Here is a 24,217-nt window from a genome sequence, read left to right on the forward strand (position 1 = left end):
CCATGGCGCTTAAGAGCTACAACCCGACGAGCCCGGCCCAGCGCGGCCTGATCCTCGTCGATCGCAGCGGCCTGCACAAGGGTAAGCCCGTCAAGGCGCTGACCGAAGGCAAGCGCAAGACCGGCGGCCGCAACAACAAGGGCCATGTGACCTCGCGCGGTATCGCCGGCGGTCACAAGCAGCGCTACCGCATCATCGACTTCAAGCGTCGCCTGTGGGACGTGGAAGGCACGGTCGAGCGTCTGGAATATGACCCCAACCGCACCGCCTTCATCGCGCTGGTGAACTATCCCGACGGCACCCAGGCCTATATCCTGGCGCCGCAGCGTCTGGCTCCCGGTGACAAGGTCATCGCGGGCAAGAAGACCGACGTGAAGCCGGGCAACGCGATGGAACTCGGCCAGATGCCGGTCGGCACCATCATCCACAATATCGAGATGAAGCCCGGCAAGGGCGGTCAGCTCTGCCGTTCGGCGGGCACCTATGCCCAGCTGGTTGGTCGCGATCGTGGGATGGTGATGGTCCGCCTGTCGTCGGGCGAGCAGCGCTACATCCGTTCGGACTGCATGGGCACCGTCGGTGCCGTGTCGAACCCGGACAATGCCAACACCAACCTCGCCAAGGCCGGCCGTAACCGCTGGCTCGGCAAGCGTCCGCTGACGCGCGGTGTGGCGAAGAACCCGGTCGATCACCCGCATGGCGGTGGTGAAGGCCGGACCTCGGGCGGCCGTCATCCGGTCACCCCCTGGGGCAAGCCGACCAAGGGTGCGCGCACCCGCCACAACAAGGCGACGGACAAGTTCATCATCCGTAGCCGCCACGCGAAGAAGAAGAGGTAAGCGAGATGGCTCGTTCCGTCTGGAAAGGTCCGTTCGTGGACCTCAGCCTTCTGAAGAAGGCGGAAGTCGCTCAGGATGCCGGTGGCCGTGCTGGTCCGATCAAGACCTGGTCGCGCCGCTCCACCATCCTGCCGCAGTTCGTTGGTCTGACGTTCAACGTCTACAACGGCCGCAAGCATGTGCCGGTTTCGGTGAACGAGGACATGGTGGGTCACAAGCTGGGTGAATTCGCCCCGACCCGCTACTTCCCCGGCCACGCCGCCGACAAGAAGGGCAAGCGCTAATGAGCAAGGAAAAGGCTCCCCGCCGCGTCGCCGACAATGAGGCGCTCGCAGTCGGCACGCAGATCCGTGGTTCGGCCCAGAAGCTGAACCTGGTCGCCACGCTCATCCGCGGCCGCAAGGTCGAAGAGGCGCTGAACATCCTCGCCTTCTCGAAGAAGGCGATGGCGGTCGACGTGCGCAAGGTGCTGGCTTCGGCTATCGCCAATGCGGAAAACAACCACAATCTGGACGTCGACTCGCTGGTCGTCGCGGAAGCATCGGTGGGCAAGAGCTTCACCATGAAGCGCTTCCACGCTCGCGGCCGCGGCAAGTCGACCCGGATCCTGAAGCCCTTCAGCCGCGTGCGCATCGTCGTGCGTGAAGCTGCTGAAGAAGCGGAGGCGTAAGACTATGGGTCACAAGAGCAATCCGATCGGTCTGCGCCTGCAGATCAACCGTACCTGGGACAGCCGCTGGTTCGCGGAAGGCGCCGATTATGGCCGCCTGCTGCTGGAGGATCTGAAGATCCGCCAGTATATCATGAAGAACCTGCCGCAGGCAGCGATCTCCAAGGTCGTGATCGAGCGTCCCGCCAAGCTGTGCCGCGTATCGATCTACGCTGCCCGTCCCGGTGTCATCATCGGCAAGAAGGGCGCGGACATCGAGAAGCTGCGCAAGAAGCTGGGCAGCCTGACCTCTTCGGACGTCAGCCTGAACATCGTCGAAATCCGCAAGCCGGAAATCGATTCCAAGCTCGTTGCGCAGGGCATCGCCGACCAGCTGGAGCGCCGCGTGGCATTCCGTCGCGCCATGAAGCGCGCGGTGCAGTCGGCGCTGCGTTTGGGCGCTGAAGGCATCAAGATCACCTGCGGCGGCCGTCTGGGTGGCGCGGAGATCGCCCGCGTGGAATGGTATCGTGAAGGCCGCGTTCCGCTGCACACGCTGCGCGCGAACGTCGATTATGCCGAAGCCACGGCGCACACCGCTTATGGCGTCTGCGGCATCAAGGTCTGGATCTTCAAGGGCGAAATCCTTGGGCACGATCCGATGGCTACCGACCGGCTGATGCTGGAGGCTCAGACCTCCGGCGTACGCCCGGCGCGCTGAGAATAAGGTAGGTATAGCGTCATGCTGCAACCGAAAAAAATGAAGTTCCGCAAGACCTTCAAGGGCCGGATCAAGGGCGACGCCAAGGGCGGTTCGGCTCTGAACTTCGGCGCCTATGGTCTGAAGGCCCTGGAACCCGAGCGCGTCACCGCACGCCAGATCGAAGCGGCTCGCCGCGCGATCCAGCGCCACCTTCGCCGTCAGGGCCGTCTGTGGATCCGCGTGTTCCCCGACGTGCCAGTTTCCAAGAAGCCCGCCGAAGTCCGTCAGGGTAAGGGTAAGGGTTCGGTCGAATATTGGGCAGCTCGCGTCAAGCCGGGCCGCATCCTGTTCGAACTGGACGGCGTTCCAGGCCCGCTCGCAGCAGAGGCTTTCTCGCGCGCCGCGATGAAGCTGCCGATCAAGACGAAGGTTGTCGCTCGCCTCGGCGACACCTCCCACCTGGAGGGTTAATCCGTGGCGAATGTAGCTGACCTCAAGACCAAGTCGGACGACGAGCTGTCGACCGAACTCAACAACCTGAAGCGCGAGCAGTTCAACCTGCGTTTCCAGGCGGCCACCAACCAGCTGGAAAAGCCCAGCCGCGTGCGTGAAGTCCGCCGGTCGATCGCGCAGATCAAGACCCTTCAGTCCGAGCGTTCGCGCTCGGCTGCGAAGTAAGAAGGAAACACACGATGCCCAAGCGCGTGCTGACGGGAACGGTGGTTTCCGACAAGACCGACAAGACGGTGGTGGTTCGCGTAGAGCGCAAGGTTAAGCATGCGCTCTACGGCAAGATCATCCGCCGTTCGAAGAAGTATCATGCCCATGACGAGGGCAACGTCTACAAGGAAGGCGAAACGGTCCGCATCGAGGAGACCGCACCGATTTCCAAGCTCAAGACCTGGAAGGTCATCGAGCGCGTGGACACCCACAAGTCGCCCGAAACGGCGGCCTGAGGTTAGTCACCGGCCGTAAGGTCGAAATTTCGGACGCGGGGCTGGCCTTTTCGTCAAGAAGAGGTTACAGGCCCGCGCTTCGTGTTTCGAATCTTCCGGTCGAAACTCGAATTCGGAACCGCCGGGACAGTCTCGGTAGGCCAGACAAGAAGGAACCGGATCCATGATCCAGATGCAATCCAATCTTGACGTCGCTGACAACAGCGGCGCCAAGCGCGTCCAGTGCATCAAGGTGCTGGGCGGCTCGAAGCGTCGCTTCGCGAGCGTGGGCGACATCATCGTCGTCTCGATCAAGGAAGCTGCGCCTCGTGGCAAGGTGAAGAAGGGTGACGTGCATCGCGCCGTCATCGTGCGCACCGCCAAGGACGTGCGTCGCGCTGACGGCAGCGTGATTCGCTTCGACGGCAATGCCGCTGTGCTCATCAACAAGAACGAGGAGCCGATCGGCACCCGTATCTTTGGCCCCGTCGTTCGCGAACTGCGCGCCAAGAAGCACATGAAGATCATCTCGCTCGCTCCCGAGGTGCTGTAATGAGCGCTGCTCGTATCAAGAAGGGCGACAAGGTCGTCATCCTGGCCGGCAAGGACAAGGGCCGCACCGGCGCCGTCCTGCAGGTTCTGCCCAAGGAGGACCGTGTCCTCGTTGAAGGCATCAACGTGCATGCGCGTCATCGCAAGCCCGACCAGGCGAACCCGCAGGGTGGCATCGAGCGCAAGCCCGCGCCGCTTCACATTTCGAACGTCGCTGTCGCCGACAAGGATGGCAAGCCGACCCGCGTCCGTTTCGAGGATCGCGACGGCAAGAAGGTCCGCGTCGCCGTCAAGTCCGGTGAGGTGCTGTAATGAGCGACAAGTATATTCCGCGCTCCAAGTCGCTCTATGACGCCGAAATCGCCAAGGCGATGACCGAAAAGTTCGGTTACAAGAACGTCATGGAAGTGCCGAAGATCGAGAAGATCACGCTCAACATGGGCGTCGGCGAAGCGACCCAGGACAAGAAGAAGGTCACCTCGGCCGCCGAGGAAATGGAACTGATCGCTGGCCAGAAGCCGGTCATCACCAAGGCCCGCAAGTCGATCGCGCAGTTCAAGCTGCGTGAGGGCATGCCGATCGGCGCCAAGGTCACGCTGCGCCGCGAGCGCATGTACGAGTTCCTTGATCGCCTGATCAACATCGCTCTGCCCCGCGTGCGCGACTTCCGTGGTCTCAATCCGAAGAGCTTCGACGGCCGTGGCAACTATGCCTTCGGCATCAAGGAGCAGATCATCTTCCCCGAGATCAACTATGACCGCATCGACAAGGTGCGCGGCATGGACATCATCGTGACCACCACGGCGAAGACGGACGAGGAAGCGCGCGAATTGCTGCGTCTCTTCGGCTTCCCCTTCCCGATTGAAGAGAAGCAGGCGGCCTGAAAAGGTCCCGCTTCTCTTTCCAACCGTTAGGCTAAGAAAGAGAACTTAAGTCATGGCGAAACTGAGTTCGATCAACAAGAACGAGCGCCGCAAGAAGCTGGTGAAGAAATATGCCGGCCGCTATGCGAAGCTCAAGGCGATCGCGAATGATACGACCGCTGATGACAGCGATCGTCTGATTGCGCGTCTGAAGATGGCGGAGATCCCCCGCAACGGCAACCCGACCCGCGTGCGTAACCGCTGCGAGCTGACGGGCCGTCCCCGGGCCTACTACCGCAAATTCCGTCTCTGCCGCGTGCAGCTGCGTGATCTGGCCAACAAGGGCCTGATCCCCGGCGTCACCAAGTCGAGCTGGTAAGGATCATTTGAGATGGCATTGACCGATCCCCTGGGTGATATGCTCACCCGCATCCGCAACGGGCAGCAGGCGAAGAAGGACAGCGTTGTGTCCCCCGCGTCGAAGCTCCGTGCCCGCGTGCTCGACGTGCTGCAGCGCGAAGGTTACATTCGTGGCTATTCCGAGGAACTGCTCGGCAAGCACGCCGGCCTGCGCATTGAGCTCAAATATTTCGAGGGCCAGCCGGCGATCAAGCATGTCGCCCGCGTGTCGAAGCCCGGCCGCCGCGTTTACTCGGGTTCCAAGGAACTGCCGGTGATCCGCAACGGTCTGGGTATCACCATTGTCTCGACGCCTCGTGGCGTTCTGTCCGACGCCGAAGCGCGCGAGCAGAATGTCGGCGGCGAAGTGCTGGCGGAGGTGTTCTGATGAGCCGTACTGGTAAGAAGCCGGTCGCTGTCCCCGCGGGCGTGACCGCCGCCATCGAAGGCGGTCAGCTGTCGGTGAAGGGGCCCAAGGGCACCCTGTCGCTGCCGCTGGCCGACGAAGTGACCTACAGCATCGAAGACGGTTCGATCGCCGTGAAGCCTGCCAACGACAGCAAGCGCGCCCGCGCTTTCTGGGGCATGCAGCGCACGCTGATCCAGAACCTGATCACCGGCGTGACCGAGGGCTTCTCCAAGAAGCTGCTGATCACCGGTGTCGGCTACCGCGCTAATGCCCAGGGCAAGACCCTGAAGCTGCAGCTCGGCTATTCGCATGACGTCGATTTCGCGGTGCCCGAAGGCATCGAGATCAAGACCCCGGATAACACCACGGTCGAGATCACCGGCATTGACAAGCAGAAGGTGGGTCAGGTTGCCGCCGAGATCCGCCGCTGGCGCAAGCCCGAACCCTATAAGGGCAAGGGTATCAAGTACGCTGGCGAGTTCATCTTCCGCAAGGAAGGGAAGAAGAAGTAAGATGGCAAAGCTTTCCCTCTTCGCGCGGCGTCGTCGCCGCGTTCGCACCGCGCTCAAGGCTGTGTCGGGCACCCGTCCGCGCCTCAGCGTGCACCGTTCGGGCCGTCACATCTACGCTCAGATCATCGATGATGCGCAGGGCAAGACCCTGGCCGCTGCATCGACCCTGGACAAGGACGTGCGCGACAAGACCGGCGCTACTTCCGAAGCTGCTGCCGAAGTCGGCAAGCGCGTTGCCGCTGCGGCGACGGCCGCCGGCGTCACCCAGGTCGTGTTCGACCGTGGTGGCTTCCTGTTCCATGGCCGCGTCAAGGCGCTGGCCGATGCCGCCCGTGAAGGCGGGCTGGAGTTCTGATCATGGCTGACGAAAACGATATCCAGGCCCAGCCGGGCGCACCCGCAGCCGTTGAAGGCGGCGAGCAGACCGAAGGTCGCGGTCCTGGCCGTGGCCGTGGCCGTGGCGGCGACCGCAACCGTGGCGAGCGTGGTGGCCGTGGCCGTCGCGACGACCGTCGCGGCAATCGGGACGAGGAGCAGGGCGAGGAGCTGATCGAGAAGCTGGTTCACATCAACCGCGTCTCGAAGACCGTCAAGGGCGGTAAGCGCTTCGGCTTCGCCGCTCTGGTCGTCGTCGGTGACGGCAAGGGTCGCGCGGGCTTCGGTCATGGGAAGGCGCGCGAAGTGCCTGAAGCCATCAGCAAGGCGACCGCTTCGGCTAAGAAGGCGATGGTTCGCGTTCCGCTGAAGGAAGGCCGCACCCTGCACCATGACGGCCTCGGCCACTTTGGCGCAGGCAAGGTGACGGTTCGTTCGGCTCCGGCCGGTACGGGCATCATCGCCGGTGGTCCGATGCGCGCCGTGTTCGAAAGCCTCGGCGTCGCTGACGTCGTGACCAAGTCGAACGGCACGTCCAACCCTTATAACATGATCCGTGCGACCTTCGCGGCGCTGGGCGAGCAGACCAGCCCGAAGTCGGTGGCGCAGCGTCGTGGCAAGAAGGTCGCTGACCTTCTGCGTCGCGGCGGCGCCTCGGCCGAAGTCGCGCAGGCTGATGCCGAAGCGATTGCGGAGTAACACGACATGGCGAAGATCAAGATCAAGCAGATCGGCTCGCCGATCCGTCGCCCCGAAGCCCAGAAGAAGATTCTGATCGGTCTGGGCCTTGGCAAGATGCACCGCGTGGTGGAGCTGGAAGACACGGCGGAAGTCCGCGGTGCCATCGCCAAGCTGCCCCATATGGTGGCAGTGGTCGAAGGCTGAGCCTTCCGACTACAGAGGAATGAAGCGGGAGAGGGGGCAACCCCTCTTTCGTTTTTTCCAGAGGCGCGCTACAGGCGCGCTTCTGGAAATCCCCGCGAAAGCTGGGATCTCAGGCCGGATGGCGCGTCCTCGATGAGGAGACCCCCGGCCGGGATGACTTCCGCGAGGAAGCGTCCAGATCAACCCGGCCCCGGCTTTCGCTGGGGCTCCGGTTCGATCCGTGAGGATCGGACCTCCGCGCGAACATAGCGAAAGCGAGTGCACGATATGACGAAGCTTAATGAACTCAATGACAATGCCGGTGCCCGCAAGGGCCGGATGCGCGTCGGCCGTGGTATCGGCTCGGGAAAGGGCAAGACCGCCGGTCGCGGCCAGAAGGGTGCGAAGGCACGTTCGGGCGTCAGCATCAACGGCTTCGAGGGTGGCCAGATGCCGCTCCACATGCGTCTGCCGAAGCGCGGCTTCAACAACATCTTCGCCAAGGATTACGCGATCGTGAACCTGGGCGCGGTGCAGAAGGCGATCGACGCCGGCAAGCTGGACGCCAACGCGACCATCGATCATGCAGCGCTCAAGGCAGCTGCCCTGGCCCGTGGCGGCAAGGACGGCGTGCGTCTCCTCGGCAAGGGTGAACTGACCGCCAAGGTCAACCTGCTCGTTGCTGGCGCGTCCCAGGGCGCCGTTGAGGCGGTTGAGAAGGCTGGCGGCAAGGTCGAAGTGATCGCCGTCGTCCCGGCCGCGGAAAAGGCTGCCGCCAAGAAGGGCAGCGCCAAGGCCGCCAAGAAGGCCTAAGGCGCTTCACCAAGCTTGCAAGCAAGGTCCCGCTGCCCAATATGGGTGAGCGGGGCTTTGTATTTCGGGCCCGGGAGAACCCTCATCACCCACTCTGAGCGGCGGCTTCGATACGCTCGATGACTGCTCAGAATGAACGGTGTGAATTTCGGAGTTCGACAGCGCGCGAACACGCCGCTAAGGGGTTAGCGATTCAGGCCGGAGCGTGACTCCGCCAAGATGTTTTGAAGGGCAGCCAAGATGGCATCGAGAGCCGACCAGCTCGCATCCAATCTCAGCCTGGCGAAGTTCAGCCAGGCGACCGACCTCAAGAAGCGCCTGTGGTTTACGCTGGGGGCGCTGATCGTCTTCCGCTTCCTGAGCTTCGTGCCGCTGCCGGGTGTCGATCCGACCGCCCTGTCGCAGCTTTACAAGCAGACGAACGGCGGCATCCTCGACATCTTCAACACCTTCTCGGGCGGTTCGCTCTCGCGCATGAGCCTGATCGCGCTCGGCGTCATGCCGTACATCACCGCGTCGATCGTCGTGCAGCTCGCCGCCTCCCTCTCGCCGCAGCTCGCGGCGATCAAGAAGGAAGGCGAGAGCGGGCGCAAGAAGCTCAACCAATATACGCGCTACGGCACGGTCGGCCTGACGGCGGTGCAGGGCTATTTCATCGCCGTCGGCCTTGAAAGCTTTGGCGCGCAGTCGGGCGTGCAGGCGGTGGTGGATCCTGGCTTCCTGTTCCGCATCGCGGCGGTCATCTCGCTGATTGGCGGTACGATGTTCCTGATGTGGTTGGGTGAGCAGATCACCTCGCGCGGCATCGGCAACGGCGTCAGCCTCATCATCATGGCGGGCATCGTGGCCCAGCTGCCGGTTACGCTCAGCAACCTGTTCAAGTCAGGCAGCGAGGGGTCGATTTCCGGCCTGCTGATCGTGCTGGTGATCGCGATGGCCGTGGGTCTCATCCTGCTGATCTGCTTCATGGAGCGCGCGCAGCGCCGGGTGCTGATCCAATATCCCAAGCGCCAGACGCGTCAGGGCTTGATGCAGGCCGATCGCAGCCATCTGCCGCTGAAGGTCAACACCGCCGGTGTGATCCCGCCGATCTTCGCCAGCTCGCTGCTGCTGATGCCGCTCACCATCTCGCAATTTGCCGGCCGTACGGTGGCAGGCGAGAGCAAGCTTGGCGATTTCGTGCTGACGCTGAACCAGTATCTGTCGCACGGTAGCCCGGTCTATATGGCGCTCTACGGCCTCGGCATCATATTCTTCTGCTTTTTCTACACGGCCGTCGTGTTCAACCCGGAAGAAACGGCCGACAATCTGAAGCGCAATGGCGGCTTCATTCCGGGCATCCGGCCTGGCAAGAACACGGAAAATTATCTGGATTATGTGCTCACCCGCATCACCGTGATCGGGGCCGCTTATCTGACGATAATCTGCCTGGTGCCGGAATTCGCCATCGCGCGGGCGGGCATTCCCTTTTATCTCGGCGGCACCAGCCTGCTGATCGTCGTCAATGTGACGGTCGATACCGTGACGCAGATTCAAAGCCATCTGTTGGCTCATCAATATGGCGATCTGATCAAGAAGGCGAAGCTCAAGGGTCGCATGCGCTAAGGGCGCACAACGTCAAGGCGCAAGAACAGGGGAGTATGCGCGCATGAATATCATTCTGCTGGGCCCTCCGGGAGCGGGCAAGGGCACGCAGGCCAGCCGTCTGGTTGAGAGCCGCGGCATGGTGCAGCTATCCACCGGCGACATGCTGCGTGCCGCCGTCAAGGCGCAGACGCCGATCGGCCTCAAGGCCAAGGCGGTGATGGAAGCGGGCGAACTGGTTTCCGACGAGATCGTATCGGGCATTATCGGCGAGGCGCTGGATGGTCTTCCCGCGGGGACCGGCGTGATTTTCGATGGTTATCCCCGCACCGAAGCCCAGGCGCATTCGCTTGATGCCATACTCGCCGATCGCGGCCGGACGCTGGACCATGTCGTTGAACTGGAAGTCGATGAGGATGCGCTCGTCGAACGCATTACGGGCCGCTTCACCTGTGCCAGCTGTGGTGAAGGCTATCATGACAGCTTCAAGCAACCGAAGGTCGAGGGCGAGTGCGACAAGTGCCACGGGCACGAGTTCAAGCGGCGTCCTGACGACAATGAAGAAACCGTACGCACCCGCATGGCTGAATATCGCGCCAAGACTGCGCCGATCCTGCCCATCTACGAGGCGCGCGGCATCGTGTCGCGGGTCGATGGCATGGCTGATATGGACGATGTGACGGTTGCGATCGCATCGATATTGGATCGCCGCCAGCCCTGAGCTACCTTCCCCTCGCCAGAAATGCTCGGGCGAGGGGACAGTCATGCGACGAATTTTATTCGCAATCGGCGCTTTGGCTCTGCTTGGCACAGCGCCTGCTCATGGAGCGGTGACGTCGGCGGGGGATGGCGGCTTCGCGATAGAGAATAGCATCGAAATCGCTGCGGACGCGCAAAGCGTTTACGCACTGCTCGCTACGCCGGATCGCTGGTGGAGCGCCGCTCACACCTATAGCGGCAATGCGGCCAATCTCAGCCTGGAGCCGCGCGCGGGTGGCTGTTTCTGTGAAAGGCTTCCCGGCCCCGCTGGCGCTATGGGTGGCGTCGAACATGCGCGGGTCATCTTCGTTGCCCCCAACAAGCAACTGCGTCTTTCAGGAGCCTTGGGGCCGTTACAGGCTGAAGCGGTGGCGGGCACGCTCGATATCGTCATCAGCCCCGCCAAAACGGGCGTTCGGGTCACGATGGGCTATGTCGTCGGCGGCTATGTGCGCGCAGGCATGAAGCCGATCGCGCCGTTGGTGGACAAGGTGCTGCGGGAGCAGCTTGAGGAACTCAAACGGGTGGCGGAGGGACGTGCGCGGCAGCGCACTCAGCCGCGTCAGCCTACCGCAGGCTGAAATCCTGTCCTATTTCCAATCAGCGATCATCTTAACCGATTGATTGCTGTTTCATTGCTATGCCCAGCCGGTGAGTGGATCGCCTCATCGGAGCCGCCTGTCGGAACTGGACGCCTTGCGCGGCATCGGCGCGCTATGTGTGCTGGTTTTTCACTACTCGGCACGCTTCCATGAGTTGTTCCCGCAGGCCGCGCATGTGCCGTTCAGCTTCCCCGGAGGCAATTACCGGGTCTTGCTGTTCTTCACCATTTCCGGTTTCGCCATCTTCTTCACGCTCGACCGGATTGGCAGCGTGGCCGATTTCGTGGTCAACCGCATCGCACGCCTTTATCCCGCCTATCTCGTCGCGATGATGCTGACGCTTTCGATCGAATATCTCGCCAAGGCTTCCCAATTGCTGATCGGTCCAGCCGCGATCCTGGCGAATGTCACGATGCTCCAGGGCTTTGCCTTCCTGCCGGAGGTGGATGGGGCCTATTGGACGCTGACGGTGGAGATCGCCTTTTACTTCTGCATGATCGCTATGTGGAAGTGGGTTGGGATGAAGTGGCTGGAGCCGATGCTCGCCCTCTGGCTGGCGTTGCGCGGGATTTACGGGCTCTGGCCTGACATGCCCGAACGCATCGTGATGCTCTTCGTGCTGCGCTATGTGCCCTTCTTCATTATCGGCATGCTGTCCTACCGCGTCTGGGCGGGGCAGCGGCGCTGGCGCCAGCAATTACCTTATGCAGCGCTCGCGCTCTTGTCGGTGGCTGCGATGGATAGCTGGGACGTGACCTTAGTCGCCTGTCTGCTGCTCGCAAGCTTCGCAGCGCTGATCGCCGGGCGCATGCGCTGGATCGCAGCGCGGCCCCTGCTCTGGATCGGCGGCATCAGCTATTCCTTCTATCTGATCCACCAGCATGTCGGTTTCGTCGTGATGCTGAAGATGGCGGAACAGGGCTACAGCCCGTGGATCGCGTTCCTGACCGCCTTCTTAACAGCCCTGACACTCGGAACCGCGATCAATCGCCTGGTCGAACGGCCTGCGGGCGAGGCTATTCTGGCCTGGTGGCGCAGGCGGCGTGATCGAGTGCGAACGACGGGCGAGATAGCATCCGAGCCCAGCTGACCGCCAGACGGGTCCTTGCGCTCCTGCAGCTCGCGCGCAAAAAAAAGGGCGCCGCCGGTGCCGGCAGCGCCCCTTTCCTGATCGCCGATCTTACTGCGCGCGCGGAGCCGCCGCAGCTGCATTGGCGGGAAGCCCGCCGAGCTGCGTCACCAGCTTGGTATAAGCGTCGAGATAGGCGAGTACGATGACCTGGCCGATCTCGGTATTCTGGTAGCCGCCGCCGCCAGCCGCAGCGAAGCCGCCCCACCAGCCAGCGCCGCCGCCACCGCCAAAGCTCAGGTCCGACTTGCGGGCATAGCCTTCGGTCAGCGCCTCTTCCTCGGTCGTGCGGGCGTTGACGATCGACAGGGTGACGTTCGCCTCGCTCTTCTTGATCGAAATGCCGCCAGCCAGAGCGCCCAGGGTGCGGCCGCCCAGGAAGCCGCCGAGCATGCCGCCCAGCGCGTTGCCGCCTGAATTCTTGTTCGACGAAACAATGTCAGGCTGCAGATAATAGTCCGCCGCCTTCACCTGGCCCTTGCCAAGGTTCGATCCGGCCTGCAGTTCGCCGGAATCAGCCATGGCGCGTTCCATGTTACGGCTGACCATCGCGCGGCCGCGATTGACGATGCCGAAGCAACCGGACTGCTGAATGAAGACCTTGAGGATCGCCTCGGGGCTGCCGAGGTTCAGCTCGCGCCACCACTGATTGTCGGGATCGACGATCGCGACCGTGCCGAGGCGACGGGTGCAATGCGGAATTTCGGCGGTTTTCTTGGCCTGCTGCTGACGGGCGGACGAGCCCTTGTCAGCCGCGATCGCCGGAGACGCCGAGGCGGCGAGAACGGCCGCTGCGGCAATGATGGTCGTGAACGTGCGCATCGACATGCACCCCCTGAAGTTGCTGATGTACGTTAGTTTTTGGCCACCCTTAGTTGCGCCTGCTCTAGCACAACCGTGCCGCGGTTCAAGCGATGCAAAGGGGCATCGTCCGTCATTGCCGTCTCCGCATGCGCTCATGCGCGACTCTACTGACAGGCCGTGAAATGGCTGCTATCGGCGCGGTCCATGACCGACCTTTCCCACATCCGCAATTTTTCGATCATCGCCCACATCGACCACGGCAAATCGACCCTGGCCGACCGCCTGATCCAGCGCACCGGAGGGCTGACCGACCGGGAAATGTCGGCGCAGGTGCTCGACAATATGGATATCGAGAAGGAGCGCGGCATCACCATCAAGGCGCAGACAGTGCGTCTCGATTATGTCGCGAAGAATGGCGAAACCTATGAACTGAACCTCATGGACACGCCGGGCCATGTCGATTTCGCCTATGAGGTCAGCCGGTCGCTCGCCGCGTGCGAGGGCGCCCTGCTGGTCGTGGACGCGGCGCAGGGCGTGGAGGCGCAGACGCTGGCCAACGTCTATCAGTCGATCGAGCATGATCATGAGATCGTGCCGGTGCTGAACAAGATCGATCTGCCCGCCGCAGAGCCTGAAAAGGTGCGTGCTGAGATCGAGGAAGTGATCGGCCTCGATGCATCGGAAGCCGTGCTGGCGAGCGCCAAGTCCGGCATCGGTATCGATGAGGTGCTGGAGGCGATCGTCGCCAAGATCCCGCCGCCCAAGGGCGACCGCGACGCCCCGCTCGAAGCCATGCTGGTCGATAGCTGGTACGACCCTTATCTGGGCGTCGTCATCCTGGTGCGCGTCGTCAACGGCGTCATCAAGAAGGGCCAGAACATCAAGTTCATGATCGGCGGCACCGAGCATCTGATCGATCGGGTGGGCTGCATGCGTCCCAAGATCGAGGCGCTGCCAGAGCTCGGCCCCGGCGAGATCGGCTTCATCACGGCGCAGATCAAGGACATCAGCCAGACGCGCGTCGGTGACACCATCACCACGGTGAAGAACCCGGCCAAGGCGCCGCTCCCAGGCTTCAAGGAAGTGCAGCCGGTGGTTTTCTGCGGCCTCTTCCCGGTCGATGCCAATGACTTCGAAAAGCTCCGCGATTCGATCAGCAAGCTGCGGCTGAACGACGCGTCCTTCTCCTTCGAGATGGAAACGTCGGCGGCATTGGGCTTCGGCTTCCGCTGCGGTTTCCTTGGGCTGCTCCACCTGGAGATCATTCAGGAGCGGCTGACCCGCGAATATGATCTCGACCTCATCACCACCGCGCCATCGGTGGTTTACGAAATGCACATGAAGGATGGGGAGGTGAAGCATCTTCACAACCCGGCCGACATGCCCGATCCCAACCATATCGAGATGATCGAGGAACCGTGGATCGAGGCGGTGATCTACTGCCCGGACGAATATCTCGGCTCCATCCTGAAGCTGTGCCAGGACCGGCGCGGCATTCAGAAGAACCTGACTTATGTCGGCGGCCGCGCGCAGGTGACTTATGAACTGCCGCTCAACGAAGTGGTGTTCGACTTCTACGACCGGCTGAAGTCGATCAGCCGGGGCTATGCCAGCTTCGACTATCACCAGATCGGCACACGCGAGGGCGATCTCGTCAAGATGAGCATCCTCGTCAACAATGAGCCCGTCGATGCGCTGTCGATGATCGTCCACCGCAGCGCGGCCGAAGCGCGCGGGCGGCATATGTGCGAGCGGCTGAAGGACCTGATCCCCCGCCACCTGTTCAAGATCCCGATTCAGGCGGCGATCGGCGGCAAGGTGATCGCGCGTGAAACGATCGCCGCGATGCGCAAGGACGTGACCGCGAAATGCTATGGCGGCGACATCACGCGTAAGAAGAAGCTCCTCGAAAAGCAGAAAGAGGGCAAGAAGCGTATGCGCGAATATGGGTCGGTGCAGATTCCGCAGGAAGCCTTCATCGCCGCGCTCCGCATGGGCGACGAAAGCTAGGACCTCGCGCAACCTGCCTCATGCTGCCGGGTTCTGCTTCTTAAGGAGGACGCAGCATGAAGCAGGAACCCAAGTCCGGAGACAAGGTCAGCTGGAAAAGCCACGGCGGCGAAGCGCATGGCAAGGTGGTGAAGAAGCAGACCAGTCCCACGCAGATCAAAGGGCACAAGGTCGCCGCTTCCAAGGACAACCCCCAGTTCATCGTCGAAACCGGCGATGGCAAGCGCGCCGCGCATAAGAAGGATGCGTTAGCCAAGGATTGACGCGGACCGGCCATCCATGATCATGTCCGGCTGCATCTTTGGACGGGGCGACTGATGAGTGAAGCGTGGCTGTATGACGAACATCCCGCGATGTTCCGCGCGCATCCGTTCCTTTTCACCCTGTTGCTGATTTCCGTCGTCGGCTTGATAGCGATCGGCGTCTGGTGGCTGCGCGCTAAGGGCGAGCGGTTGGCGTTGTCCGATCGTGAGGTGCTGATGGAGCGCGGTCTGCTGTCGAAGCAGCGGACGGAAATCGCGCTGTCGAGCATCCGGAGCGTCCGCATCACTCAGACTTTCGGCCAACGCATCTTCGACGTCGGCAATGTGGAGCTTTTCAGCGCCGGTGACATCGCGGAAATCGCGATCAAGTCCATGCCGCGTCCGGGACGCATCCGGAACATCGCGGCGTCGCGCAATCTGGACTTGCTGCCGCAGCGCTGATGCGCGATCCTACTTGACTTCGCGTCATTTATTTTAACGATGTACAGATGAAGGGCCTGTGAGAGCCCGACATGGGAAGGACGCCTCCGAGGTAACGCCGATCCGCAATGGCGCGGGACGGCGCTGCAAGGGGATAACCGTCCATGAGCTTGCCCATGATGCCGCCGTTGCCGTTGCTTTCGAGCCAGCAGCGAGATGATATCCGGCAGGCGTGCGGCTTCGCCTGCGTCCGCTGCGGCGTCACCATCTACCGCTATCTAAGATTGCCCGAAAGCAACGGCGCGACGCTGCTCTGCCCCACATGCCACGGTTTGGTGGAGGAGGGGCGGCTGACATCCACGCAGGTCCACAGTTTCCATACCAATCCCGTGGTGCGGCAGCGCCATTTCGCCCGGGATCGTCTGCCCTTTTCGCCTGAACTGCCCACCTTGATCTTGGGCGGATCGCGTCAGTTGCGCGACACGCCCATTCCCCTGACGCTTGATGGCGAGCCGATCCTGATCTTCGCGCCGCCCCGGCGCAGCAATGGCGCAACCCGGATCAGCTTGCGCATGGGTGCGGCGGACGGCGCGCCGGTGCAGGTGATCGACGGCAATGAATGGCTGCCGACGGACGGCAGCTGGCACTTTTTGCTGCGTGGCGACCGCTACAGCATCATGGCGGCGCGTGGGGATGGCATGGCGGTGCTCCGCATCGTCGCGCGGAACCGGATCGCCGTCGAACATCTGCGCACCACGATCAGGGGGCGGCGGCTGGAAGTCACGCCCGACTGGCTGGAAATAGATGGAAAGCGTCATGTCGGCCGCGTCGGCAGCGGCACGCTCATCGGGCTGGAGTGCTGATTTCAGGCCGTCTTGCTCGTCTTGCCTTTGGCCGCGTTCAACTGCGCCGCGGCGCGAGTCAGGGCCTTCAGCGCTTCGGCATCCACTGTCTCGCCTTCATGGATGTCGATCGCGCGCCTGGCATTGCCCTCCAGACTGGCGTTGAACAAAGCTGATGGATCGGCAAGCGAGGCACCCTTCATGAAGGTCAGCTTCACCTTGTCCTTGTAGGTCTCACCAGTGCAAATGATCCCGGCATGGGACCAGACAGGCACGCCGCGCCATTTCCATTCTTCGACGACGTCGGGCACCGCCTCATGGATCAGAGTGCGGACATGGCGCAGCATGTCGCCGCGCCAATCCGGCAGTTCGCGAATCCGCCCGTCGATCAGTTCCGACGCCGTGGCTCCATCAGCCATGATCAGCCGCACCGCGCCGAAGTGATCGTCATCCTTTCATCATAGCTGGCCGTCAGCCTGTCCGCGCGAAAGTCCATCGTCATCGCCATGCCCGGGGCGCCCCAGCGTATCGTGCGGGCTCCCGAGGCGGCAAGGAGCTGCGCGCCCAGCTCCGCGCTTGCCGTCTGTCCGACAAAGCGGTCGAGCCCCTCATTCCGGCACGCTCCCTCTACTGGCTGCGGAGCGGCAGGTCCCTGACCGCCCGCGCCTGCGCAGGCGGCCAGCAGGACGAGGGGAAGAAAGGCGGTGGTCCGCATAGTGTCGGCTCCTATTCGGTGCGGGTCATCTTCAGGCGGCCACCCTTGACCGCGAAGGCGAGGCGACCTTCCACCAGGTCAACGGCGTCACGGCCAAATTGTTCGTAACGCCAGCCTTCGAGGATGGAGAGGTCTTCGCGGACCCCTGCGGCAAGGGCGTCGATATCGTCTGAGCGAGCGATCAGCCGCGCCGCCACATTGATGTCGCGCGACCGGATTTTCAAAAGCAGCTTGAGCAGGTCGGCCACCAACGCGCCGTCCTTGCCCAGGCCAGGCCGCTTGGGATCGCGCTCGGGCATTTCCTCTTTGCTGAGCGGCTGGTGGGCGGCGAGCGCCTGCATCAACCGCGAACCGATGTCATTGGTCTTCCACGTGGCGGACAGGCCGCGCACCTTGCCCAGATCCTCCTGAGCGCGCGGCGGGTGACTGGCGATGTCGGCCAGCGTCTCATCCTTGACGATGCGCCCGCGCGGGAGGTTCTTGTCCTGCGCCTCCAGTTCCCGCCAAGCGGCGAGAGCCTTGAGGCGGCCCAGCACATCGGCCTTGCGGCTGGCGATGCGGACGCGCTTCCACGCTTCTTGCGGGTCGTTCTGATAATTTTCCGGATCGCAGACGCGCTCCATCTCCTGGTCCAGCCAGCCGCCGCGCCCGGTCTTGCGCAGCTCCTCCAGCATCATCGGGAATATCTGGATAAGGTAGGTGACGTCGCCGATCGCATAGTCGATCTGCCGCTTGTCGAGCGGACGGCGCGCCCAATCCGTGAAGCGTGCGCCCTTGTCGAGCTGCACGCCCAGCCAGGCGTCGACCAGATTGCCATAGCCGATCTGCTCGCCAAGGCCCAAAGCCATCGCTGCGATCTGCGTGTCGAACAGAGGATGGGGGGTCTTGCCGGTCAGGTTGTAGATGATCTCCAGATCCTGCCCACCAGCGTGAAAGACCTTCAGCACATCCTCATTATCGACCAGCAGGTCGAGCAGGGGGGTAAGGTCCAGGCCCGGCGCCTTGGGATCGATGGCGGCAGCTTCATTTTCGTCAGCGACCTGCACCAGGCAAAGGTCGGGCCAATAGCTGTTTTCACGCATGAACTCGGTATCAACCGCGATATAGGGCGATTGGGCGATCCGGGCGCAAAATGAAGCGAGAGTCTTGCTGTCGGTAATCAGCGGATGGATTTGCATATGGTCTTCGATCTTATTATGGGCTGGCCCGCTCCCCGGCGGGCTCGTCGATGTTCGACAAGACCGCCCATAGCGGGGCTGCAACAATTTGTCATTTCCGTAAAACGCAAGCGAAAGACCAAAACGCCATGCACGCCTATCGCACTCATACCTGCGGCGCCCTGACATCGGCCGAAGTTGGTAATGAGGTGCGCGTGTCGGGCTGGGTCCATCGCAAGCGCGACCATGGCGACCTGGTCTTCATCGACCTGCGCGACCATTATGGCATGGTGCAGATCGTCACCGAGGTGGATGGTCCGGTCTTCAAGGTAATCGAATCGCTGCGCGCCGAAAGCGTCGTGACGGTGACGGGCAAGGTCGTTGCCCGCGCCAAGGAAGCGGTGAACCCGAACCTTCCCACTGGCGAGATCGAGATTCGCGCCGAAGATGCCGTGCTGCTGTCCGCCGCCGCCGACCTGCCGCTGCCGGTGGCGGGTGAGCAGGAATATCCCGAGGATATCCGCCTGCGTTACCGCTTCCTCGATCTGCGCCGTGAGACGCTGCACGCGAACATCGTCAAGCGCACCAGGATCATCTCCGACATGCGCCGCCGCATGGAAGGCATCGGCTTCACCGAATATTCGACGCCGATCCTGACCGCCAGCAGCCCTGAAGGCGCGCGCGACTTTCTGGTGCCCAGCCGCATTCATGCCGGGAAGTTCTACGCCCTGCCGCAGGCGCCTCAGCAATATAAGCAGTTGCTGATGGTCGCTGGCTTCGATCGTTATTTCCAGATCGCGCCCTGCTTCCGGGACGAAGACCCGCGCGCCGACCGCCTGCCGGGCGAATTCTACCAGCTCGACCTCGAAATGAGCTTCGTCACGCAGGAAGATGTGTGGAACACGATGGAGCCGGTGATCGCCCAGGTGTTCGAACAGTTCGCCGATGGCAAGCTGGTCACCCCCTCGGGCAGCTTCCCGCGCATCCCCTATGACGAAGCCATCCTGAAATATGGCTCGGACAAGCCCGACCTGCGCAACCCGATCATCATCCAGGACGTGACCGAGCATTTCCACGGCTCGGGCTTCGGCATCTTCGCCTCGCTGGTCGAAAGCGGCAGCGTGATCCGCGCTATCCCTGCGCCGGGTGCTGGCGCGGGCAGCCGGAAATTCTTCGACGACATGAACAACTGGGCCCGGTCCGAAGGCTATTCGGGCCTCGGCTATATCAACATCAAGGACGGCGTCCCCGGCGGCCCGATCGCCAAAAATCATGGCGAGGAACGGACCGCCAAGCTGATCGAGGCGCTGGGCCTTGGCCCCAATGACGGCGTGTTCTTCGCGGCTGGCAAGGAAAGCCAGGCCGCCAAGCTCGCCGGCCTCGCACGCATCCGCGTGGGCGAACAGCTGGACCTCATCGACAAGGACCGGTTTGAACTGTGCTGGATCGTCGATTTCCCCTTCTACGAATATGATGAGGAAACGAAGTCCATCGACTTCGCGCATAACCCTTTCTCGATGCCGCAGGGCGGGTTGGACGCGCTGGAGCATCAAGACCCGCTGACCATCAAGGCCTATCAATATGACATGGTCTGCAACGGCTATGAGATCGCCTCCGGGTCGATCCGTAACCAGTCGCCCGAACTGATGGTCAAGGCGTTTGAAAAGGTCGGCCTTAGCCAGGCCGATGTCGAGGAGCGTTTCGGCGGCCTCTACCGCGCCTTCCAATATGGCGCGCCGCCCCATGGCGGCATGGCGGCTGGCGTCGATCGAATCGTCATGCTGCTCTGCGGCGCGCAGAATCTGCGTGAGGTCACGCTGTTCCCGATGAACCAGCGCGCCGAAGACCTGCTGATGGGCGCGCCTTCGCCGGCCGAGTTCAAGCAGCTGCGCGAATTGCACATCCGCGTCGTGGAGCCGCAGGCCAAAGCCTGACCCTCGCCATCAGCCCGGCGAAGCTGGGATCTTCTTCGCCCCCGACTGACGGTGATTTGACTTTTCCTTCTCCGAAGCGTTGCTTGATCGCAACGGAGAAGGAGAAGCGCGCATGGCCATCGACCTCGCCGATTACGAAAAGGGCGAAAAGCTCAAGGGCGACTATGAGGCTGAACTGGCTAGTCTGCAGGAGCGGCTGGCGAAGATTCAGGTAGCTCATGTCATCCATGACAGGCGCAGCGTCATTCTGTTGGAAGGGTGGGACGCCGCGGGCAAGGGCGGCATCATCAAGCGCATGACGTCGGATTGGGACCCGCGCTATTACCGCGTGTGGCCCATCGCAGCGCCCAGCCCGGAGGAGCGCGACCATCATTTCCTCTGGCGCTTCTGGACGCGCCTGCCCGCTGGCAAGCATATCGCGATCTTCGACCGTAGCTGGTACGGGCGCGTACTTGTCGAACGGGTGGAAGGCTATTGTTCGAAGGCCGAATGGAAGCGTGCCTATGACGAAATCAACGCCTTCGAAAAGCAGCAGGTCGACGCGGGAACCAACATCGTCAAGCTGTTCGTCCACATCACGCAGGAAACACAGGACGAGCAGCTCGCCCAGCGGCTTGATACGCCGTGGAAGCGGTGGAAGACGGGCGTCGATGATTATCGCAACCGCGCGCGGCGGGACGATTATCTCGTCGCCATTCGCGACATGTTCGACAAGACCGACAAAAAACGCGCGCCCTGGCGGGTGATCGACAATAACCATCGCAAGGCCGGGCGGATCGCCGCGCTCACCTATGTCGCCGAGACGCTGGAGAAGCTTGTGCCGATGAATTTTCCCGATCCCGACCCCGAAGTGGTCAAGCTCGCAGCCAAGGCGTTCGGCTATAAGCAAATCTGAATAAAACCACAGAAAACAACGGCTTGTAACAAAACTGTCATCAAAACCTAACCACGCATTTACCATTGCGCCGTTAATCAGGGCTCATGCTTTCGCCACTGATCCTCGATCCCGTTCCCCCTCCGCCTCGCGCGCACGGCTTGCCATTTGTGACTGTCAGTCCGCTGATCCGGCTCGGGCGGCCTTTGAGCGAGGCGGTGGATCATTTCCAGCTTGATCCCGCGCTTCGCCTGCTGCCGGTCCTCGACAGCGAGGGACGGCCGGTCGGAGCAATCTATGAACGCGACATGCGGCGCATCCTCTTCAATCCCTACGGCCACGCGCTGCTGCGCAATCCCAGCTTCGGCGGGCGGCTGGACGATCATGTCCGTCCCTGCGCCTGTGTCGAGGAAAGCGCCCCGATCGAGGCGTTGATCGACCTCTACGCGGCGCAGGGGCAGGCGTGCGAGGGGCTTATCGTAGTTGACGGCGGGCGCTATGCCGGTGTGGTCGGAGGCCAACTTTTGCTGAAGCTCGCCGCGGAACGCGACGCGCGCGTCGCGATCACGCGGGCGCAGCGGCTGGAGCGGGTGACGCGGGAGAGCGGCAGCTTCCGCAACGACATAGAAGCGCTGATCACCGACCTTGTCGCCATGGCCGACATGCTGTCGCGTCTGGCGAGCGAGGCGGCGGAGCGGGCGGCGCATAATGGCCAGGCTTCGGCAGGCATGGCGGTGGCTGCTGCCCAGACCGCCGACAATCTTTCCGGCATCGCCGCGTCGGCCAATGATCTTGGCCAGCTGTTCCAGACGATCGAGGAAGAGGTGCGCGATGCAGGCGCGGCGATCCGCTGCGCTGTCGATCAGACCCGCCTCGGCTCCGCCCAGACCCAGCAATTATCGGTGCAGGCCGACGGCATTGGGGAGGTGACGGCGCTTATCGACGCGATTGCCCGCGCTACGGCCACGCTGGCGCTCAACGCCGGGATCGAAGCAGCGCGTGCGGGCGAGGCGGGGCAGGGCTTCGCCGTGGTCGCGCGCGAGGTGAAGCTGCTCGCTGGCCAGACTCGTGAAGCAGCGGCGGAGATCGCAAGCCGGATCGAACATATTCGCGCCACCGTCGGCCATGTGGCGCAGGGGCATGCCCTCATGGACTCGGCGATCGCCACGGCGGACCGGCTTTCAGCCTCCGTATTCGAGGCGGTGGCGCGGCACGGCGCGTTCAGCCGCACGATCGCGAGCAGCGTGGCGGAAGCGGGCGTCTCCAGCGAGCATATCCGGGCCAGCGCCAGCCAGATCAGCGACAATGCCGGGTCCGCGGTTGAAGGCGCGAGCAACATCCGGCACGCCGCCAGCCAATTGGCACAGGAAGCGTACCGTCTGGATGCGCGCGCCAGCTTGTTCATTCAGGCAATCAGCTTCGATTGAAGCCAGCCGGTGAGAAAACGGCTGGCATGCTGCGGAAATGCGGTTACCCTCGCCTTCCAATAAGAAGGAGAGGAAAGCCATGCTCGTGATGTTCGTGGGCGCCGACCGGACCGAAACCGCCATCAATGCCGCGCAGGTCACCTTCGTTTCATCGGTCACCGACGGCACCCGCATCCGCTTTGGCGAAGGCCGCAGCGTGACGGTGTCGGAACCGATCGCCCAGGTGATGGACAGCTTGAACCAGGCGCTACGCCCTCACGAATAGGACGGCGGCAACTCTTCTTCGTGCAGAAAGGCGCTCGGCCCGAACTCCGGCACCAGCCATGCTTTGCGTCTGGCTGACAACCCGCCTATATTGGCTGCTTGATGCCAGGACTCAGGACAGCAATGACTCCCAATTTCTTCCGGGGCGCCCTCGCCCTTGGCGCGCTCGCGCTCATCCCCGCCACGACCGCCGCGCTCGCCGATGGGGAAGCCAGCAGCTACAAGGCGCTCGACGAGTTCATGGATGTATTCCAGAAGGTTCGCAGCGATTATGTCGAGAAGGTCGATGACGAAAAGCTGATCAAGGGCGCGATCGACGGCATGCTCGCCAGCCTCGACCCGCATTCCAGCTTCCTCGATGCCCGCGATTTCCAGAATCTGCGCACCCAGACCGAAGGCAGCTATGGCGGCCTCGGCCTCTCGGTCACGCAGGAGGACGGCGCGGTGAAGGTCATCGCGCCGACGCAGGATACCCCGGCCTGGCGCGCGGGGATCAAGGCGGGCGACTATATCACCCATCTCGACGGACAGCTGATCTACGGCGGCACGCTGGACGAGGCGGTCGACAAGATGCGCGGCGCCCCTGGCACGGCGATCAAGCTCACCATCGTCCGGCCCGGCCGCGACAAGCCGATCGAACTGACGTTAACTCGCGAGATCATTCAGCTAAAACCCGTAAAGTGGGAAGTGAAGAACGGCGTCGGCGTCATCAACATCGTCAGCTTCTCCGCCAACACCGGGGCCGACCTGCGCCAGGCGATCCGCAGCATCGACAAGAGCCTCGGTCACAAGCCGACCGGCTATATTCTCGACCTGCGCTCCAATCCCGGCGGGCTGCTGGACGAGGCGGTTTCGGTCAGCGACAGCTTCCTGGAACGCGGCGAAATCGTGTCGCAGCGGGGCCGCAACAAGGGCGATGTCGAGCGCTATTACGCCAAGCCCGGCGATGATGCGAAGGGCTTGCCGGTGATCGTGCTGGTCGATGCGGGTTCGGCATCCGCATCCGAAATCGTCGCGGGCGCGCTGCAGGACCAGCATCGCGCGCTGGTGATGGGCGAACGCAGCTTCGGCAAGGGCAGCGTGCAGACAATGCTGCCGCTGTCCAACACGACCGCCCTCAAGCTGACCACGGCGCGCTATTATACGCCGTCGGGCCGGTCGGTACAGGAAGGCGGGATCGAACCCGACGTCCGCGTGCCGCAGCTGTCCGATCCCGATTACAAGAACCGCCCGAAATTCCGCGAGAGCGACCTGCGTCGCCATCTGATCAACGAGATCAAGACGGACAACGCCGCGCTCGAAGAGGATACCAAGGATGATCCTCGCTTCGCCATGACGGCCGAGGAACTGAAGAAGAAGGGCATCGAGGACTTCCAGCTCGATTATGCGCTGAAGACCATCGGACGGCTCGCGGCAAAGCCCGGCGCCGTCGTCGCGCAGGCGCAGCCCGCGGTACGCAAGTCCGCGCGCTGAAACCCGCCGGTCGTCGGACTTGCAAGTTCGCCGATCTGTTCCCCCTC

The 24,217-nt window shown here is 62.8% G+C and carries 34 protein-coding genes; 30 read left to right on the forward strand and 4 right to left on the reverse strand.

Annotated features, from left to right (window positions below; all coding sequences use genetic code 11):
- The first annotated feature begins 2 nt into the window (after window positions 1-2).
- The 21 genes from rplB (at window position 3) to ACZ5Y5_RS13260 (ending at window position 11,948) form a co-directional block, all read left to right on the forward strand.
- A complete protein-coding gene (gene rplB / locus ACZ5Y5_RS13160) occupies window positions 3-839 on the forward strand; it encodes a 50S ribosomal protein L2 (protein WP_022682112.1) in 837 nt (278 codons plus the stop codon).
- 5 nt (window positions 840-844) lie between these two features.
- Entirely contained in the window at window positions 845-1,123 is a 279-nt protein-coding gene (rpsS, locus tag ACZ5Y5_RS13165) for a 30S ribosomal protein S19 (RefSeq protein ID WP_021239760.1), read from the forward strand.
- Window positions 1,123-1,509 (forward strand): 50S ribosomal protein L22, encoded by a 387-nt coding sequence (gene rplV, locus ACZ5Y5_RS13170; RefSeq protein WP_464809051.1) that lies wholly within the window; start codon window positions 1,123-1,125, stop codon window positions 1,507-1,509. The genes rpsS and rplV overlap by 1 nt, the downstream gene beginning before the upstream one ends.
- 4 nt (window positions 1,510-1,513) lie before the next feature.
- Window positions 1,514-2,209: a 30S ribosomal protein S3 gene (gene rpsC / locus ACZ5Y5_RS13175; protein ID WP_066525416.1), complete on the forward strand. Its 696-nt coding sequence runs from the start codon at window positions 1,514-1,516 to the stop codon at window positions 2,207-2,209.
- A 21-nt stretch (window positions 2,210-2,230) separates the two neighbouring features.
- Window positions 2,231-2,662, forward strand: a complete 432-nt coding sequence (gene rplP / locus ACZ5Y5_RS13180; RefSeq protein WP_007686573.1) for a 50S ribosomal protein L16 — start codon at window positions 2,231-2,233, stop codon at window positions 2,660-2,662.
- 3 nt (window positions 2,663-2,665) lie between these two features.
- Window positions 2,666-2,869: a 50S ribosomal protein L29 gene (gene rpmC / locus ACZ5Y5_RS13185; RefSeq protein ID WP_097090705.1), complete on the forward strand. Its 204-nt coding sequence runs from the start codon at window positions 2,666-2,668 to the stop codon at window positions 2,867-2,869.
- Between the two features lie 14 nt (window positions 2,870-2,883).
- Window positions 2,884-3,147: a 30S ribosomal protein S17 gene (gene rpsQ / locus ACZ5Y5_RS13190; protein WP_006960320.1), complete on the forward strand. Its 264-nt coding sequence runs from the start codon at window positions 2,884-2,886 to the stop codon at window positions 3,145-3,147.
- A 163-nt stretch (window positions 3,148-3,310) separates the two neighbouring features.
- Window positions 3,311-3,679: a 50S ribosomal protein L14 gene (gene rplN, locus ACZ5Y5_RS13195; protein WP_007686569.1), complete on the forward strand. Its 369-nt coding sequence runs from the start codon at window positions 3,311-3,313 to the stop codon at window positions 3,677-3,679.
- Window positions 3,679-3,990: a 50S ribosomal protein L24 gene (rplX, locus tag ACZ5Y5_RS13200; protein WP_464809052.1), complete on the forward strand. Its 312-nt coding sequence runs from the start codon at window positions 3,679-3,681 to the stop codon at window positions 3,988-3,990. Before rplN ends, rplX begins: the two co-directional genes overlap by 1 nt.
- Complete coding sequence (gene rplE / locus ACZ5Y5_RS13205) at window positions 3,990-4,562, forward strand: 50S ribosomal protein L5 (RefSeq protein ID WP_196225093.1); 573 nt, start codon at window positions 3,990-3,992, stop codon at window positions 4,560-4,562. Before rplX ends, rplE begins: the two co-directional genes overlap by 1 nt.
- A 52-nt stretch (window positions 4,563-4,614) precedes the next feature.
- Window positions 4,615-4,920, forward strand: a complete 306-nt coding sequence (rpsN, locus tag ACZ5Y5_RS13210) for a 30S ribosomal protein S14 (RefSeq protein ID WP_007686564.1) — start codon at window positions 4,615-4,617, stop codon at window positions 4,918-4,920.
- Window positions 4,921-4,932: 12 nt separating this feature from the next.
- Window positions 4,933-5,328 carry a 30S ribosomal protein S8 gene (gene rpsH, locus ACZ5Y5_RS13215; RefSeq protein ID WP_464809053.1) on the forward strand — a complete coding sequence of 132 codons (396 nt, stop codon included), beginning with the start codon at window positions 4,933-4,935 and terminating at the stop codon, window positions 5,326-5,328.
- On the forward strand, window positions 5,328-5,861 hold the full coding sequence (gene rplF / locus ACZ5Y5_RS13220) for a 50S ribosomal protein L6 (RefSeq protein WP_464809054.1): 534 nt from the start codon (window positions 5,328-5,330) through the stop codon (window positions 5,859-5,861). Before rpsH ends, rplF begins: the two co-directional genes overlap by 1 nt.
- Window position 5,862: 1 nt before the next feature.
- On the forward strand, window positions 5,863-6,216 hold the full coding sequence (rplR, locus tag ACZ5Y5_RS13225; RefSeq protein ID WP_464809055.1) for a 50S ribosomal protein L18: 354 nt from the start codon (window positions 5,863-5,865) through the stop codon (window positions 6,214-6,216).
- Between the two features lie 2 nt (window positions 6,217-6,218).
- Entirely contained in the window at window positions 6,219-6,935 is a 717-nt protein-coding gene (rpsE, locus tag ACZ5Y5_RS13230) for a 30S ribosomal protein S5 (RefSeq protein ID WP_464809056.1), read from the forward strand.
- A 6-nt stretch (window positions 6,936-6,941) separates the two neighbouring features.
- Complete coding sequence (gene rpmD / locus ACZ5Y5_RS13235) at window positions 6,942-7,121, forward strand: 50S ribosomal protein L30 (protein WP_150291172.1); 180 nt, start codon at window positions 6,942-6,944, stop codon at window positions 7,119-7,121.
- Window positions 7,122-7,388: 267 nt separating this feature from the next.
- Entirely contained in the window at window positions 7,389-7,913 is a 525-nt protein-coding gene (gene rplO / locus ACZ5Y5_RS13240; RefSeq protein WP_464809057.1) for a 50S ribosomal protein L15, read from the forward strand.
- 240 nt (window positions 7,914-8,153) lie between these two features.
- On the forward strand, window positions 8,154-9,518 hold the full coding sequence (gene secY / locus ACZ5Y5_RS13245) for a preprotein translocase subunit SecY (protein WP_464809058.1): 1,365 nt from the start codon (window positions 8,154-8,156) through the stop codon (window positions 9,516-9,518).
- Between the two features lie 43 nt (window positions 9,519-9,561).
- Window positions 9,562-10,218: an adenylate kinase gene (locus ACZ5Y5_RS13250; protein ID WP_464809059.1), complete on the forward strand. Its 657-nt coding sequence runs from the start codon at window positions 9,562-9,564 to the stop codon at window positions 10,216-10,218.
- A gap of 43 nt (window positions 10,219-10,261) precedes the next feature.
- Window positions 10,262-10,837, forward strand: coding sequence for an SRPBCC family protein (locus ACZ5Y5_RS13255; protein ID WP_464809060.1), 576 nt, complete (start codon window positions 10,262-10,264; stop codon window positions 10,835-10,837).
- Window positions 10,838-10,907: 70 nt separating this feature from the next.
- Window positions 10,908-11,948 (forward strand): acyltransferase family protein, encoded by a 1,041-nt coding sequence (locus ACZ5Y5_RS13260; RefSeq protein WP_464809061.1) that lies wholly within the window; start codon window positions 10,908-10,910, stop codon window positions 11,946-11,948.
- Window positions 11,949-12,038: 90 nt separating this feature from the next.
- Here the strand turns inward: ACZ5Y5_RS13260 and ACZ5Y5_RS13265 are convergent, their stop codons facing one another.
- On the reverse strand, window positions 12,039-12,809 hold the full coding sequence (locus ACZ5Y5_RS13265; RefSeq protein ID WP_464810545.1) for a CsgG/HfaB family protein: 771 nt from the start codon (window positions 12,807-12,809) through the stop codon (window positions 12,039-12,041).
- Between the two features lie 186 nt (window positions 12,810-12,995).
- On the opposite strand from ACZ5Y5_RS13265, the gene lepA reads away from it, so the two are divergent.
- The 4 genes from lepA (at window position 12,996) to ACZ5Y5_RS13285 (ending at window position 16,347) form a co-directional block, all read left to right on the forward strand.
- The gene (gene lepA, locus ACZ5Y5_RS13270; protein WP_464809062.1) at window positions 12,996-14,801 is read left to right on the forward strand and encodes a translation elongation factor 4; all 1,806 of its coding nucleotides are present in this window, start codon (window positions 12,996-12,998) and stop codon (window positions 14,799-14,801) included.
- 56 nt (window positions 14,802-14,857) lie between these two features.
- The gene (locus ACZ5Y5_RS13275) at window positions 14,858-15,064 is read left to right on the forward strand and encodes a hypervirulence associated TUDOR domain-containing protein (RefSeq protein WP_464809063.1); all 207 of its coding nucleotides are present in this window, start codon (window positions 14,858-14,860) and stop codon (window positions 15,062-15,064) included.
- 54 nt (window positions 15,065-15,118) lie between these two features.
- Complete coding sequence (locus ACZ5Y5_RS13280) at window positions 15,119-15,505, forward strand: PH domain-containing protein (protein ID WP_464809064.1); 387 nt, start codon at window positions 15,119-15,121, stop codon at window positions 15,503-15,505.
- 143 nt (window positions 15,506-15,648) lie between these two features.
- Window positions 15,649-16,347 carry a hypothetical protein gene (locus ACZ5Y5_RS13285; protein WP_464809065.1) on the forward strand — a complete coding sequence of 233 codons (699 nt, stop codon included), beginning with the start codon at window positions 15,649-15,651 and terminating at the stop codon, window positions 16,345-16,347.
- A gap of 2 nt (window positions 16,348-16,349) precedes the next feature.
- Here ACZ5Y5_RS13285 and ACZ5Y5_RS13290 read toward each other — a convergent pair whose 3' ends face one another.
- The 3 genes from ACZ5Y5_RS13290 to rnd are packed head-to-tail and all read right to left on the reverse strand — an operon-like array spanning window position 16,350 to window position 18,219.
- A complete protein-coding gene (locus ACZ5Y5_RS13290) occupies window positions 16,350-16,745 on the reverse strand; it encodes a DUF1801 domain-containing protein (RefSeq protein ID WP_464809066.1) in 396 nt (131 codons plus the stop codon).
- Window positions 16,746-16,747: 2 nt separating this feature from the next.
- On the reverse strand, window positions 16,748-17,041 hold the full coding sequence (locus ACZ5Y5_RS13295) for an I78 family peptidase inhibitor (RefSeq protein ID WP_464809067.1): 294 nt from the start codon (window positions 17,039-17,041) through the stop codon (window positions 16,748-16,750).
- Between the two features lie 11 nt (window positions 17,042-17,052).
- Window positions 17,053-18,219 carry a ribonuclease D gene (rnd, locus tag ACZ5Y5_RS13300; RefSeq protein WP_464809068.1) on the reverse strand — a complete coding sequence of 389 codons (1,167 nt, stop codon included), beginning with the start codon at window positions 18,217-18,219 and terminating at the stop codon, window positions 17,053-17,055.
- A gap of 128 nt (window positions 18,220-18,347) precedes the next feature.
- On the opposite strand from rnd, the gene aspS reads away from it, so the two are divergent.
- The 5 genes from aspS to ACZ5Y5_RS13325 all read left to right on the forward strand — a co-directional run bounded on the left by aspS (window position 18,348) and on the right by ACZ5Y5_RS13325 (window position 24,170).
- On the forward strand, window positions 18,348-20,132 hold the full coding sequence (gene aspS / locus ACZ5Y5_RS13305; protein ID WP_464809069.1) for an aspartate--tRNA ligase: 1,785 nt from the start codon (window positions 18,348-18,350) through the stop codon (window positions 20,130-20,132).
- 112 nt (window positions 20,133-20,244) lie between these two features.
- Window positions 20,245-21,027 (forward strand): polyphosphate kinase 2 family protein, encoded by a 783-nt coding sequence (locus ACZ5Y5_RS13310; protein WP_464809070.1) that lies wholly within the window; start codon window positions 20,245-20,247, stop codon window positions 21,025-21,027.
- Between the two features lie 149 nt (window positions 21,028-21,176).
- Window positions 21,177-22,433, forward strand: a complete 1,257-nt coding sequence (locus ACZ5Y5_RS13315; RefSeq protein ID WP_464809071.1) for a methyl-accepting chemotaxis protein — start codon at window positions 21,177-21,179, stop codon at window positions 22,431-22,433.
- A 79-nt stretch (window positions 22,434-22,512) separates the two neighbouring features.
- Entirely contained in the window at window positions 22,513-22,698 is a 186-nt protein-coding gene (locus ACZ5Y5_RS13320; protein WP_066525361.1) for a hypothetical protein, read from the forward strand.
- A 122-nt stretch (window positions 22,699-22,820) separates the two neighbouring features.
- Window positions 22,821-24,170, forward strand: coding sequence for a S41 family peptidase (locus tag ACZ5Y5_RS13325; protein WP_464809072.1), 1,350 nt, complete (start codon window positions 22,821-22,823; stop codon window positions 24,168-24,170).
- The last annotated feature ends 47 nt before the right edge of the window (window positions 24,171-24,217 follow it).

Source organism: Sphingobium sp. TomTYG65 (assembly GCF_055395525.1).